The 13,413-nt window shown below is 71.7% G+C and carries 11 protein-coding genes; 3 read left to right on the top strand and 8 right to left on the bottom strand.

Features of this window, described 5'->3' with window-relative positions:
* Genes purH through VFV89_RS21410 form a run of 3 tightly spaced genes read right to left on the bottom strand, consistent with a single transcriptional unit; the run spans position 1 to position 3,577 of the window.
* Positions 1 to 1,572, bottom strand: a complete 1,572-nt coding sequence (gene purH, locus VFV89_RS21420) for a bifunctional phosphoribosylaminoimidazolecarboxamide formyltransferase/IMP cyclohydrolase (protein WP_329708014.1) — start codon at positions 1,570 to 1,572, stop codon at positions 1 to 3.
* Between the two features lie 32 nt (positions 1,573 to 1,604).
* The gene (purN, locus tag VFV89_RS21415) at positions 1,605 to 2,207 is read right to left on the bottom strand and encodes a phosphoribosylglycinamide formyltransferase (protein WP_329708013.1); all 603 of its coding nucleotides are present in this window, start codon (positions 2,205 to 2,207) and stop codon (positions 1,605 to 1,607) included.
* Between the two features lie 11 nt (positions 2,208 to 2,218).
* Positions 2,219 to 3,577 carry a DUF6350 family protein gene (locus tag VFV89_RS21410; protein ID WP_329708012.1) on the bottom strand — a complete coding sequence of 453 codons (1,359 nt, stop codon included), beginning with the start codon at positions 3,575 to 3,577 and terminating at the stop codon, positions 2,219 to 2,221.
* 93 nt (positions 3,578 to 3,670) lie between these two features.
* On the opposite strand from VFV89_RS21410, the gene VFV89_RS21405 reads away from it, so the two are divergent.
* On the top strand, positions 3,671 to 5,554 hold the full coding sequence (locus VFV89_RS21405) for a sigma factor-like helix-turn-helix DNA-binding protein (RefSeq protein WP_329708011.1): 1,884 nt from the start codon (positions 3,671 to 3,673) through the stop codon (positions 5,552 to 5,554).
* Here VFV89_RS21405 and sucD read toward each other — a convergent pair.
* Together sucD and sucC are read right to left on the bottom strand one after the other, a co-directional pair.
* The gene (gene sucD / locus VFV89_RS21400; protein ID WP_329708010.1) at positions 5,551 to 6,444 is read right to left on the bottom strand and encodes a succinate--CoA ligase subunit alpha; all 894 of its coding nucleotides are present in this window, start codon (positions 6,442 to 6,444) and stop codon (positions 5,551 to 5,553) included. The two genes, VFV89_RS21405 and sucD, sit on opposite strands and share 4 nt — an antisense overlap.
* Positions 6,445 to 6,458: 14 nt before the next feature.
* A complete protein-coding gene (gene sucC, locus VFV89_RS21395; RefSeq protein ID WP_329708009.1) occupies positions 6,459 to 7,619 on the bottom strand; it encodes an ADP-forming succinate--CoA ligase subunit beta in 1,161 nt (386 codons plus the stop codon).
* Between the two features lie 474 nt (positions 7,620 to 8,093).
* Between sucC and VFV89_RS21390 the strand changes: the two genes are divergently transcribed.
* Positions 8,094 to 9,107: a M23 family metallopeptidase gene (locus VFV89_RS21390; RefSeq protein ID WP_329708008.1), complete on the top strand. Its 1,014-nt coding sequence runs from the start codon at positions 8,094 to 8,096 to the stop codon at positions 9,105 to 9,107.
* A gap of 121 nt (positions 9,108 to 9,228) precedes the next feature.
* Here VFV89_RS21390 and pcrA read toward each other — a convergent pair whose 3' ends face one another.
* Both pcrA and VFV89_RS21380 read right to left on the bottom strand, forming a co-directional pair.
* Positions 9,229 to 11,670 carry a DNA helicase PcrA gene (gene pcrA, locus VFV89_RS21385; protein ID WP_329708007.1) on the bottom strand — a complete coding sequence of 814 codons (2,442 nt, stop codon included), beginning with the start codon at positions 11,668 to 11,670 and terminating at the stop codon, positions 9,229 to 9,231.
* Positions 11,671 to 11,682: 12 nt separating this feature from the next.
* Positions 11,683 to 12,345 carry a helix-turn-helix domain-containing protein gene (locus VFV89_RS21380; RefSeq protein ID WP_329708006.1) on the bottom strand — a complete coding sequence of 221 codons (663 nt, stop codon included), beginning with the start codon at positions 12,343 to 12,345 and terminating at the stop codon, positions 11,683 to 11,685.
* A gap of 46 nt (positions 12,346 to 12,391) precedes the next feature.
* Between VFV89_RS21380 and VFV89_RS21375 the strand changes: the two genes are divergently transcribed.
* Positions 12,392 to 12,883, top strand: a complete 492-nt coding sequence (locus VFV89_RS21375; RefSeq protein ID WP_329708005.1) for a cupin domain-containing protein — start codon at positions 12,392 to 12,394, stop codon at positions 12,881 to 12,883.
* Between the two features lie 7 nt (positions 12,884 to 12,890).
* Here VFV89_RS21375 and VFV89_RS21370 read toward each other — a convergent pair.
* Positions 12,891 to 13,413, bottom strand: a 523-nt coding sequence (locus VFV89_RS21370) for a response regulator transcription factor (protein WP_329708004.1), incomplete at its 5' end; no start/stop codon positions are given.

Here is a 13,413-nt window from a genome sequence, read left to right as displayed (position 1 = left end):
TCAGTGGGCAAAGTGCCGGGTGCCGGTGAAGTACATGGTGACCCCCGCCGCCTTGGCCGCCTCGACGGTCAGCTCGTCGCGGACCGACCCTCCCGGCTGCACGATCGCACGGACCCCGGCGTCGATGAGGATCTGGGGGCCGTCCTCGAACGGGAAGAAGGCGTCCGACGCGGCCACCGACCCCTTGGCTCGGTCGCCCGCGCGGGACACCGCGAGGCGGCAGGAGTCGACCCGGTTGACCTGGCCCATGCCGATGCCCACCGAGGCACCGTCGCGGGCGAGGAGGATCGCGTTGGACTTCACCGCCCGGCAGGCCCGCCACGCGAAGGCCAGGTCGGCCAGCACGTCGTCGGGAGCGGCGTCGCCCACGGCCAGGGTCCAGGTCGCCGGGTCGTCGCCCTCGGCGTCGACGCGGTCGACGCGCTGCATGAGGACGCCGCCGCTGATCCCGCGGAACTCGACCGGGTCCGGGTGCTCGTCGGCCGGGCAGAGCAGGATCCGGATGTTCTTCTTGCCCCGGAGGACCTCGACCGCGCCGTCGTCGTAGGCCGGCGCGACGATCACCTCGGTGAACACCTCGGCCACCTGCTCGGCCATCGCGACCGAGACCGGGCGGTTGACCGCGATCACCCCGCCGAACGCCGACGTCGGGTCGCACTCGTGGGCTCGCCGGTGCGCCTCCGCGACGTCCGGGCCGATCGCGATGCCGCAGGGGTTGGCGTGCTTGATGATCGCCACCGCCGGCTCGTCGAAGTCGTGAGCCGCCCGACGGGCTGCGTCGGTGTCGACGTAGTTGTTGTAGGACATCTCCTTGCCGTGCAGCTGCTCGGCCGAGGCCAGGCCACCACGCCAGTGGCGGTAGAGCGCCGCGGGCTGGTGCGGGTTCTCGCCGTAGCGCAGCACCGCTGCCTTGTCCCAGGTGGCGCCCGTCCACGACGGGAAGCCGGTGCCGTCGCTGGTGTCGGTGAGCACGTTGCTCATCCAGCTCGCCACCGCCACGTCGTAGGTCGCGGTGTGCTGGAAGGCCTCCGCCGCCAGCCGCTGCCGCTGCGCCAGGGTGAACCCGCCCGCCTCGACGGCGGCGAGCACGTCGGCGTAGCGCTCCGGGCTGGTCACGATGGCCACGCTCGGGTGGTTCTTGGCGGCCGCGCGGACCATCGAGGGCCCGCCGATGTCGATCTGCTCGACGCACTCGTCCGGGCTCGCGCCGGACAGCACGGTCTGGCGGAACGGGTAGAGGTTGGAGACGACGAGGTCGAACGGCTCGACGCCCAGCTCGGCGAGCTGATGGACGTGGGAGTCGAGGCGCCGGTCGGCCAGGATGCCGGCATGCACCTTCGGGTGCAGCGTCTTGACCCTGCCGTCGAGGCACTCCGGGAAGCCGGTCAGCTCCTCCACCCTGGTCACCGGGATGCCGAGCCCCTCGATCAGTGCGGCCGAGCCGCCTGTCGACACCAGCTCGACGCCGGCGGCGTGCAGCCCCCGGACCAGCTCCTCGAGCCCGGACTTGTCATAGACGGACACCAGCGCCCGCTTGACCGGGACCCTGTCGAGCTCCGGGACGTCAGCCACGGCGCACACTCCTCATCTCGTACATGGACACCTCACCCTCCGACCGCGACCCGGCGCCCCTCGATCGTGAACCCGCCGCGCGCCATCGCGCCGATGGTCTCGACGAGCATGGCCCGCTCAGCGACCTTGATCCGCTCGTGCAGCGTCTCCGCGGTGTCGCCGTCGGCGACCGCGACCGCGCGCTGGGCGATGATCGGGCCGGTGTCGACACCTTCGTCGACGAAGAACAGCGTGCAGCCGGTGACCTTGACGCCGTAGTCCAACGCGTCGGCGGCACCGCGCACCCCGGGGAACGACGGGCTCAGTGCCGGGTGGGTGTTGACGAACCGCCCGCCGAACTCGGCGAGGAAGTCCTTGCCCACCAGCTTCATGAAGCCGGCCGAGACGACGAGGTCCGGCTGGTGCTCGGCGACGGCCTTGGTCAGCGCCTGGTCCCAGGCCACGCGGTCCGGGAAGTCCCGGACCCGGAGCACGAACGTCGGCACCCCGGCTTGCTCGGCCCGGGCCAGCGCCTCGATGCCGTCGCGGTCGGCCCCGACGGCGACCACCGTGGCGCCGTACGCCGGGTCGGTGGCGGCGTCGAGGAGCGCCTGCAGGTTGGTGCCGGCGCCCGAGACGAGGACCACGAGGCGCACGGTTGGTGAGTCTAGGGCGAGTCTTCGTCGGGGACGGGGGCCAGGGTGGCCTGGGTTGCGTCGGAATCGTCGTCGAGCGGCGCGGATGTGTCGTCCACCGGGACCGAGGACAGCACTCTGGCTCTACTCGACGGCGACCGGCGCCGCTGCCACCACGTGGCGACCAGGCCACCGACCAGGCCGCCGATGCCGAACGCGGTGACACCGTGCACCAGCACCGAGCCGACCAAGGGGCCGACGTCGGCCATCCGGCCCGGGCCGACCGAGCCGCCGCTGAGCAGGGCCAGCACCCCGAAGACCACGCCGGCGAGCATGCCGCCACCACAGCCGTGGAGGGCGCCCTCCTCCCACCGGTAGGTCGGGTGGAGCCGTTGCGCGCGCATCGCGCCGAGCGCCGCGACGAGAGGAGCCACCGTGATCAGCGCCGAGGTCCAGGGTGGCGTCGGCCCGGTGTCGGGCAGTGCGGCGAGCAGGGGGAACATCGGCAGCGCGCCGATCGTCACCACCGCGGGCGAGACGACCGTGTGGGTCCCGACGGTGAACCCCGGCCCCAGCAGGTAGGAGCCGGAGAAGACCACCGCGTTGGGGACCACGAGCAGCGAGACGACGACGAGCTGGACGTTGGCGCCGGTGTCGGTGTGCAGCTGGGAGGTGACGTTGAGCGCGGTGTCGAAGTCGGTCACCAAGGCGGCCGCGAACGCCACGAGCGAGGCCAGCAGCCAGAGCCTGACGACCCGGCGGCACACGGCGCCGGTGGCCACGACCGACTCGGGGAGCGTCGCGGTCCAGATCGCGGCGCGGCCGGAGCCGATCGCGATGGCGGGCGCACCCAGCACACCGCAGAGCAGGATCGAGAACAGCACCACCCGGTGCGTGTCCGGGGCCGTGGCCGCAGTGGCGGCCAGGGTGCTGGTGACCACTCCCACGGCGACGTAGCCGGCCGTGTAGAGCAGCGCCGCCGACGGCACCGTCCAGTCGCGCTCGCCGTCGGCGATGCGCTGGGCGTCGGGACCGTGGCCGGAGATCGAGTCGCCGAGCCGGTGGCCGATCCGCCACGTGGCCCAGCCACACACGAGCGTGATGCCCAGCGGCATGGCCGTGACCAGGGCGCCACCCACATGCACGCCGGAGCCGTGTGCCATCAGCCAGGCCAGCGCGCCGACCCGGAGTCCGTCGCGCGGGGTGCCGTGGGCGCCCGCGTCGGTCAGGAACCAGCCGGTCACCCCGAGGGCCATGCAGACCGTGAGCGTGGCTGCCGCGGCAACCGCGCCCGCGAGCGGGGCGAGCAGGAACAGCGGACGCCGGTGACGCAGGTCACGCCTGAGCTCGCCCGCCGACGGGCGGGTGCGGTCGGGCATCAGCGCGGTCATCTCTCGGCCCATCTTCGCCGCGCCCAGGGCCGGGACGGCGCCGCCACGCCGACTCGTTCGGTTCGGGGTCCGGCCAGTACCGTGGTGCGCGTCATGCCCCGCACGCTTCCCCGATCAGCCGCGCGGAGTCCGGAGGGTTTCGAGACCTTCTACAAGGACGTCCGCGCGCGGCTGCTCCTCCAGACCTACGCGCTGACCGGGGACCTGCACGCCGCCCAGCGGGCGGTGCGCGACGCGATGGTGGTGGCCTGGCACCACTGGCGCAAGGTGTCCAGGCTCGACCGGCCCGAGGACTACGCCCGGCCGCTGGCCTGGACCCGTGCGCAGCGCCGCAGCACCGCGCGCTGGTGGGCGCGGCAGAAGGACATCGACCCCGAGGCCCGCAAGACGCTCGACGCGCTCGGCAAGCTGAGCACCACCCAGCGCAAGGTGCTGCTGCTGGCCCACCTCACGGCGCTGCCGATCGATGACATGGCTCGGGAGGTGGGCGTCACCCGCGCGAACGCCGAGCGCGAGCTGCAGCTCGCCAGCGCGCAGTTCTCCGTCCACCGGGGCGTCCCGTCGACCGGCGTGCGCGGCGCCCTCGAGGCCCTCGCGCCCGGCCTCGACGAGATCCGCTGGCCACGACCCTCGATCGTGATGCGCGCCGGCGCGGCCCGCCGCCGCGCCCACACCGCGGTCGGGGTCGCCGCCGCGGTCGCCGCGGTCCTCGTCACCGGCTCGGTGGTGACCGACGCCTCCGGGGCGCGCCCGGCCCTGGCCACCAAGGGGATCCTCGAGGGCAGCTCCAGCACCCCCCAGACCAAGGGCGAGACCGCGCCGCCCGAGCCCGACCCGCTCACGCCGCAGGCCCTGCTCGGCGTCCAGCAGGTGAGCGCGGCCATCCCCGGGAGCTGGTCCGAGGGCGCCACGAGCACCAACACCGCCGGCGACGGCCTGGTCTTCACCTGCCAGGGCGGGCGCTACGCCGACATGCGGGGCATCGGCGCCCTGGTGCGCACCTTCACCGGCACCGCCAAGAGCGGGCTCCTGACCGCGGGCCAGTCGGCCGAGGCGTCGGCCGACGCGGCGGCGGCCGAGCGGACCTACCAGACCATGCTGGGCTGGTACGCCGGCTGCATGAGCCCCCGGGTCCAGCTGCTGTCCACCCACCGCGTGACGGGGGTCGGTGACGAGGCCACCATGCTGGTGCTGCGCAGCTGGGCCGACCCGGTCACCACCGAGGTGGTCGGGGTGGCCCGCACCGGCGGGCTCAGCACCACCGTCGTCAACACGCTGACCGGCATGACCGACCCGAAGAAGGAGCCGGACCTCGCACCGAGCGTCGATCTGCTCGCCCGGGCGGTCTCCGGCCTGTGCACGCTGCCCGACGCGGGCACCTGCACGGGGACGCCCAAGGTCAAGGACTCCACGGTCGTCCCGGTCGGCCGCCACCCCTCGCTCCTCGTCGAGGCCGACCTGCCGCCGGTGCCGACCATCGACCAGCCGTGGGCGGGCACCGCGCCGTCGAAGGCCAAGGAGAACGTCGCCGCGACCCGCTGCGACAACACCGACTTCAGCGGCCCCGACTTCACCAAGGCGTTCACGCGCACCTTCGTGATCCCGGCCGCCACCCAGCTGCCGCCCGAGTTCGGCCTCTCCGAGACGGTCGGCGCACTGCCGCCCAAGCAGGCACAGCAGTTCGTCGACGACATCCGCGGCAAGCTCACCAAGTGCCCCGACGATGACCTCGGCACCACCGTCGAGAAGCTGGTCGAGGAGGAGAGCGGCGCCAAGGACCTGACCGTCTGGCGGCTCACCGTCGAGGTCTCGCAGGAGGAGTCGGTGCGCTTCCTGATGGCCGTGATCAGGTCCGGCAACGCCGTGGCCGAGCTGACGTTCGTGCCGTCCGACGACGTCAGCATCGGTCCAGTTGCCTTCGAGGCGCTGGCCCACCGGGCCCAGGAGCGGCTCGTGCCGCTGGACAAGAAGAGCTAGAGAGCGCGCAGGATCTCGCGCATCAGCTCGGCGGTCTCCGACGGCGTCTTGCCGACCTTCACGCCGACCGCCTCGAGCGCCTCCTTCTTGGCCGCCGCGGTGCCCGAGGAGCCGGAGACGATGGCGCCGGCGTGGCCCATGGTCTTGCCCTCGGGGGCGGTGAAGCCGGCGACGTAGCCGACGACCGGCTTGGTGACGTGCTCCTTGATGTAGGCCGCAGCGCGCTCCTCGGCGTCGCCGCCGATCTCGCCGATCATCACGATGGCCCTGGTCTCCGGGTCGGCCTCGAACGCGGCCAGGGCGTCGATGTGGGTGGTTCCGACGATCGGGTCGCCACCGATGCCGATCGCGGTCGAGAAGCCGAAGTCCTTCAGCTCATACATCATCTGGTAGGTCAGGGTGCCGGACTTGGAGACCAGCCCGATCGGGCCCTTGCCGGCGATCGTGTGCGGCGTGATGCCGGCCAGGGACTCCTCCGGCGTGATGATGCCCGGGCAGTTGGGGCCGATCATCCGGGTGCCGGCGTGGTTGGCCCCGGACTGCAGGTAGGACCACACCTCGGCGGTGTCCTGGACCGGCACGCCCTCGGTGATCACCACGAGCAGGCCGATGCCGGCGTCGACGGCCTCGATGCAGGCGTCCTTGGTGAACGCCGGCGGCACGAACACCACCGACACGTCCGCACCGGTCTCGGCCATCGCCTCCTTGACCGAGCCGAAGACCGGCAGCTCCTGGCCGCCGAGCTCGACGCTGGTGCCGGCCTTGCGGGCGTTGACGCCCCCGACGATGGTGGAGCCCGCGTCGAGCATCAGCGCGGTGTGCTTGGAGCCCATCCCGCCGGTCATGCCCTGGACGATGATCCGGGAGTCCTTGTTGAGGTAGATGCTCATCTGTCTTCTCGTCCCTACGCGTTCGCGAGCTCGGCGGCCTTGTCGGCGGCGCCGTCCATGGTGTCGACCAGGGTCACCATCGGGTGGGCCAGCTCCTCGAGGATCCGGCGGCCCTCGACGACGTTGTTGCCGTCCAGCCGGACGACCAGCGGCTTGGACTCCTCGTCACCGAGGATCTCCAGGGCGCCCTTGATGCCGTTGGCGACCTCGTCGCAGGCGGTGATGCCGCCGAAGACGTTGACGAAGACCGCCCTGACCTGCTCGTCGTTGAGGATCACGTCGAGGCCGTCGGCCATCACCTGCGCGTTGGCGCCGCCACCGATGTCGAGGAAGTTGGCCGGCTTGACGCCGCCGTGCCGCTCGCCGGCGTACGCCACGACGTCGAGGGTGGACATCACCAGCCCGGCGCCGTTGCCGATGATGCCGACCTGGCCGTCGAGCTTGACGTAGTTGAGCCCCTTCGCCTTGGCCTTGGCCTCGAGCGGGTCGGTCTCCTCCTTGATCTCGAATGCCGCGTGGTCCGGGTGCCGGAAGTCCGCGTTGTCGTCGAGGGTGATCTTGCCGTCCAGCGCCTCGAGCCTGTCTCCCTCGAGGCGTGCTAGCGGGTTGACCTCGACCAGGGTCGCGTCCTCCGCGGTGAACACGGTGTAGAGGGCCTGGATCATGGCGACGGCCTGCTCGAAGACCGGCTCGGGAAACTTCGCCTCGGTGGCGATCTCGCGGGCCTTGGCCTCGTCGACGCCGGCGCCGGGGTCCACCGGAATCTGCTTGACGGCGTCGGGGTTGGTCTTGGCGACCTCCTCGATCTCCACGCCGCCCTCGACGCTGGCGATGCAGAGGTACTGCCGGTTGGCACGATCGAGCAGGAAGGAGAAGTAGTACTCCTCCTGGGGTGGCGTGGCCGGAGTGACGAGGACCCGGTTGACCCGCAGCCCCTTGATCTCCATCCCGAGGATGTTGCCGGCGTGCTCGAACGCCTCGTCCGGCGTCCGCGCGAGCTTGACGCCGCCCGCCTTGCCGCGGCCACCAGCCTTGACCTGCGCCTTGACCACGCAGAAGCCGTACTGCTCGGCGGCGGCCCGGGCCTCCTCAGGGGTGGTGACGACGGTGCCGAGGGTGGTCGTGACTCCGTGCTTGGCGAAGAGCTCCTTCGCCTGGTACTCCATCAGGTCCACGAGGGAAGTCCTTCTCAGAAGAGTCCGAAGGGGAAGCGGCGTTGCGTGGATCGCCTTCGGCACCTTAGTCCCGGGGCTCGAGCGGTTACGAGGGCCCTGCCTGCGACGTGACCCAGAACACCACCCGAGTAGTGGTCGCTGTCGGGCACGCATGGAGTGCGGCGGCGCGGGTACAGCGGAACGTCGCACGTCCACAAAACGCCTTGACACGGATTTCGGAGGCCCCAAGGCATCCGCTATGGTCTTGCGCGCTGTTCGTTTTCACCCGTTGTACAACTTGTCGTCGGCCTGGGGGGACCCTGACTCGTGGCTGGTCACCGAGCTGAGCCAAACGTGCTCGAAGCCGGATCAACGACCCCGGACCACAGCTCCGAACCTCCCTCGGGTGGCCGCCGCCGGGCCGAGGTGCCCGTCGACTGGGTCAGCCCGCTCGAAGTCCCGGAGCCGGCGTACGTCGGTCGCCGTAGGGCTCCGGTGCCCGTCGACACGCCGGTCCACGCAGCGCCGGCCGAAAACCACCCGAAAGTTGATGCCGTCCCGGAGCCGGTGCGAGAGGTCCCGCGCCAGGTGTTCGACACCGGGACCATCGAGCGGGTCCTCGGCGCCCTCGAGCCCACCGACCACACCACGTCGTTCGAGCACGAGCCCACCACCCCTCTCCCGCTGCTGCGCGCCGAGCCTCTGGTCCCGGGCGGCAAGCGCCGCGCGGTCAAGCGCGCCGCCGGTCGCGGACCGTTCGTCAAGGGGTTCCTCTCGGCGCCGGTGCTCGTCGGCATCGCCGCGCTGGCGGTCTCAGTAGGCGGTGTGCTCACCGTCGACGACGCCAGCCCCGCGAGCGTGCTCACCGCCAGCGACTCCCACGTCGCGGCCTCCGCCCTCGGTGGCGCCAGCGGCGTCGGGCACTTCTCGGCGCGCAACCCGGTGGTCACCCGCGGAGGCGGCCGCGACGCCCAGGCCAGCGGCACCAGCGGCCAGGACCAGCTCCAGGCAGCCGCCCAGGGCGCGGCCGACGAGCGCAGCCAGGCGCTGCGAGGGATCAACGGCAAGGCCGACTCCCACGACAAGTACCTCGCCAAGAACCTCTGGGTCTACCCGCTCGAGCCGGTCATCCTCACCGCTCGCTTCGGCGACTACGGCCTGTGGTCGAGCATGCACACCGGCCTCGACTTCAACGGCAACACCGGCGACCAGATCCACGCCATCGCCAACGGCGTCGTGGTCTCCGCTGCCTATGACGGCTCCTACGGCAACAAGACCGTGGTCCGGCTCTCCGACGGCACCGAGCTGTGGTACTGCCACCAGAGCGCGTTCATGGTCTCCCCGGGTGACACCGTCCACCAGGGCGAGGTCATCGGCCTCGTCGGCGCCACCGGCCATGTCACCGGGTCGCACCTGCACGTCGAGGTCCACCCCGGCGGCGGCGACCCGGTCGACCCCTACACGGCCATGCAGCAGCACGGGCTGTTCCTCGGCAGCGCGGCGCAGTAACAGCCGACCGAAGCATGGCCGGGCGCCCAGGACCCGGCTTTGCCGAGGATCTCCGGCACCAGGTGCCGATCTCCCTCCGCAAACCCACGGACGAGGCTGGTGGTGCCCGTCGGGTGACCGGCTACAGCTTCTCCACCGGCGCATACCTCAGCAGCAGCCGCTTCACGCCCTCGCTGCCGAAGTCGATCGAGGCGACCTGCTTGTCGGCCACGCCCTCGATCGCGACGACCGTGCCCATGCCGAACGAGTCGTGCAGCACCCGGTCACCGGGCTCGAGGGTGGGGATCTCTCGTGCCGGCTTGGCCTTGGCCGCGGCGTCGGCGCGGGCGGCGGCGGAGGAGAAGTTCCGGCGGCCGCGGTCGGTGGGGGCGCTCCAGGAGCCGCCGTAGGACGAGGAGACGTCCGGCCGGTCCCAGACCGTCTGGGCGGCCTCGGTGCGACGCCAGTCGACCAGGTCGACCGGGAGCTCGTCGAGGAACCGTGAGGCGGGGTTGTGCGCGGGAGCGCCCCAGGCCGAGCGGACCACCGCGCGGGAGATGTAGAGCCGCTCGCGGGCGCGGGTCAGGCCGACGTAGGCCAGCCGGCGCTCCTCCTCGAGCTCGCGCTGGTCGCCCAGCGCGCGCGAGTGCGGGAACACGCCGTCCTCGAGGCCGGTGAGGAAGACGACGGGGAACTCCAGCCCCTTGGCTGTGTGCAGCGTCATCAGCGTGACCACGCCGTCGTCGTCGTCGGGGATCTGGTCGGTGTCGGCCACCAGCGAGACCCGCTCGAGGAAGTCGGCGAGCCCGGGCGCCACGATCCCGGCGTCGACGTCCGCGGGGTCGGCGGAGGGCCCGGCCACGGGGTCGTCGGCGAACTCGCGTGCCACCGCGACGAGCTCGCCGAGGTTCTCCTGGCGGGTCTCGTCCTGCGGGTCGTCGGACTCCTCGAGGGCCTTGAGGTAGCCCGAGCGCTCCAGCACCGTCTCCAGCACCACGTCTGGCCGCTCCCCCGCGTCGACCATCGACTGGAGCTCCTCGATCATCGCGACGAACCCCGCGATGCTCGCCTGGGAGCGGGTCGCGAGGCCGGGCACCTCGGCCGAGCGGGCGAGCCCCTCCCAGAACGACAGGCCGTTGCCCGCGGCGAAGGCGCGGACCGCGGCGACCGCACGGTCGCCGATGCCGCGCTTGGGCACGTTGAGGATCCGGTCCAGCGACACCTCGTCGGCCGGGTTGGCGAGCAGCCGGAGGTAGGCCAGCGCGTCACGGATCTCGCGCCGCTCGTAGAAGCGCACCCCGCCGACCACGCGGTAGGGCTGGCCGGTCCGGATGAAGACCTCCTCGAAGACCCGGGACTGAGCGTTGGTCCGGTAGAACACGGCGACGTCCGCGGCCCTGACCCCCTGGTCGGCGAGCTTGTCGATCTCCTCGGAGACGAACCGCGCCTCGTCGTACCCGTCGTCGGCGACGTAACCGACGATCCGCTCGCCGTCACCGGCATCGGACCAGAGCTTCTTCTCCTTGCGTCCCTTGTTGTGCCCGATCACCGAGTTGGCCGCGGTGAGGATGGTCTGGGTGGAGCGGTAGTTCTGCTCGAGCAGGATCGTGGTCGCGTTGGGGAAGTCCTGCTCGAAGTCGAGGATGTTGCGGATGCTGGCGCCGCGGAAGGCATAGATCGACTGGTCCGCGTCGCCGACCACCATCAGCTCGGCCGGCTCGACCCGCTCTCCCCCCGACCCGATCTCCTCGACATCCTCGAACCGCTCCGCACACAGCTCGGCGATCAGCGCGTACTGCGCGTGGTTGGTGTCCTGGTACTCGTCGACCAGCACGTGCCGGAACCGCCGGCGGTAGACCTCACGGATGTCCGGGAACTGCTGGAACAGGTGGACGGTCAGCATGATCAGGTCGTCGAAGTCGAGGGCGTTGGCCTGCCGTAGCCGCTTCTGGTAGAGCGTGTACGCCGCGGCGTACTGCTCCTCGAGCTTGTTGCCGGCGTCGCGGGCGGCGTCCTCCTCGTCACGCAGCTCGTTCTTGTGGTCGGACACCCAGTGCAGCAGCGAACCGGGCTGGAACCGCTTGGGGTCGAGATCGAGCTCCTTGGCCACGTTGGTCATCAGCCGCTTCTGGTCGGCGGCGTCGTAGATCGAGAACGACGACTTGTATCCGACGCCCCCGACCTCGAGCGCGGTGATCTCCTTGCGCAGGATCCGCACGCAGGCGGAGTGGAAGGTCGAGACCCACATGATCCGCGCGCGCCGGCCGACCAGTGCCTCGACCCGCTCCTTCATCTCGGCGGCGGCCTTGTTGGTGAAGGTGATCGCCAGGATCGACCCGGGGTGCGCCTTCCGCTCGCTGATCAGCCATGCGATCCGGCGGGTGAGCACCCGGGTCTTGCCCGAGCCGGCGCCGGCCACGACGAGGAGCGGTGTGCCCTCGTGGACGACGGCGGCTCGCTGGGGCTCGTTGAGCCCCTCGAGCAGCTCCCCGGCCGTGGGGCCGCGGCGCCGCGACTCCTTCTCCGCAGGGGCGGCAAGGTGCTCGAAGCCTGGCAGTGACTCTGCGGTCGGGCGGGTCGTCATGTCCTGCCCAGCCTATGCGGCGCCACCCCCGGGCCCACGGGCGAGCAGGGTGCGCAGGAGTACGTCGGCCAGCAGCGCGGCGTACTCCTCAGGAGTCCGGCCCCGCCCGGTCAGCAGCCCGAACCACTCGGGGCTGTTCAGCGACCAGACCAGGTCCGCCGCGTCCTCGTCGGAGAGCTCCGGCCGGAGCTCGCCGGTGGCCCGCAGCCCGGCCACGAAGAGTCGCATGTTGGCGGCGCGACGCTCGGAGATCGCGGCGTAGTGCGCCGCACAGTCGGGCTCGGTCGCGCCGGCCTCGCGCAGGGCGTCCATGATCGGGACGCTGCGTGGCAGGACCCGGGCCATCGCCGCGGCGTAGGTGCGGATCTTCTCCTCGGCCGTGCCGGCCGCCTCCACCGCACGGACGTAGCCGCGCTGCGTCGCGGGCACCGGCGCGGGGCCCTCGGCCAGCACCATGTCGTGCACCGCGAGCAGGAGCTGCGGCTTGCGGCCCACGCTGGCGTAGACGGTGTCCAGCGAGACGCCCGCCCGGTCGGCGACGGCCTGCACCGAGGTGGCGGCGTACCCGCCCTCGGCGAAGAGGTCCCGGGCGGCCGCGAGGATCTCCAGCCGCTTCGCCTCGGCCGCGGCGCGGCGGCCCGAGGAGTCGTAGTGCCTCTTGACCGGTCGCACCACGCGCCCTAATTTATCCGAAAGTGCTTCGGATCAAATGGAGGTCGGCATGCAGCAGGAGCAGCTGGTCATGCACCGGCCGGGGACCGGCCGCGGCACCTGGGCGATGCAGTCGCTCTTCGAGCACCTCCTCGAGCCGGAGCAGAGCGGCAGGCTCGGCGTCGCCCTCGTCACCCAGCCGCCGGGGGTGGCCACCCCGTTGCACCGGCACGACAAGGAGGCCGAGGCGTTCTACGTCCTCGAGGGGCGGCTGGACTACCAGGCCGGGGAGGAGCTGTTCGAGCTCTACGAGGGCTGCTTCATCCACCTGCCCACCGGGCTCCCACACGCGTTCCGGATCCGCGGCGACACCCCGGCCAGGTTCCTGGCGCTGACCGCTCCGGCCGGGCTGCTCCACCTCTACGACGAGGTCGGGCTGCCGGCTTCCGAGCTGCGGCTGCCGGGCGAGGACGGCCTGGCACCCGAGGTCGAGATCCCGAAGTGGATGGAGGTCGGCCCGCGCTACGGACTGACCGTCGTCGGACCGGGGATCCCCGAGTAGGTGACCGTCAGAGCAGGCGGCGGTCCGACGCCCACCGGCTGAGCTCGTGGCGCGAGGACAGCTGGAGCTTGCGCAGCACGCTCGAGACGTGGGTCTCCACGGTCTTGACGGAGATGAAGAGCGTCGAGGCGACCTCCTTGTAGGCGTAGCCCCGCGCGATCAGCCGCATGACCTCGCGCTCCCGCTCGGTGAGCCGGTCGAGGTCCTCGTCGACCTGCGCCACCTCGATCGAGCCGGCGAACGCGTCCAGCACGAACCCCGCGAGCCGCGGCGAGAACACCGCGTCGCCGGTGGCCACCCGCTCGATCGCCGCGACCAGCTCGGGCCCGGTGATCGTCTTGGTGACGTAGCCGCGGGCCCCGCCCCGGATCGTCCCGATCACGTCCTCGGCCGCGTCGGAGACCGAGAGTGCGAGGAACCTGGTGCCCGGGCTCCGGGGACCGACGCGCCGCATCACCTCCGCGCCTCCGCCGCCGGGGAGGTGGACGTCGAGCAGCACGACCTCGGGGGTGTGCCGGAGCACCGCCTCC

The sequence above is a fragment of the Nocardioides sp. genome (genome assembly GCF_036274455.1).
Classification (GTDB): Bacteria; Actinomycetota; Actinomycetes; order Propionibacteriales; family Nocardioidaceae; genus Nocardioides.
Note: the sequence above shows the minus strand (reverse complement) of the source record. Positions and strands in the feature narration are given on the sequence as shown.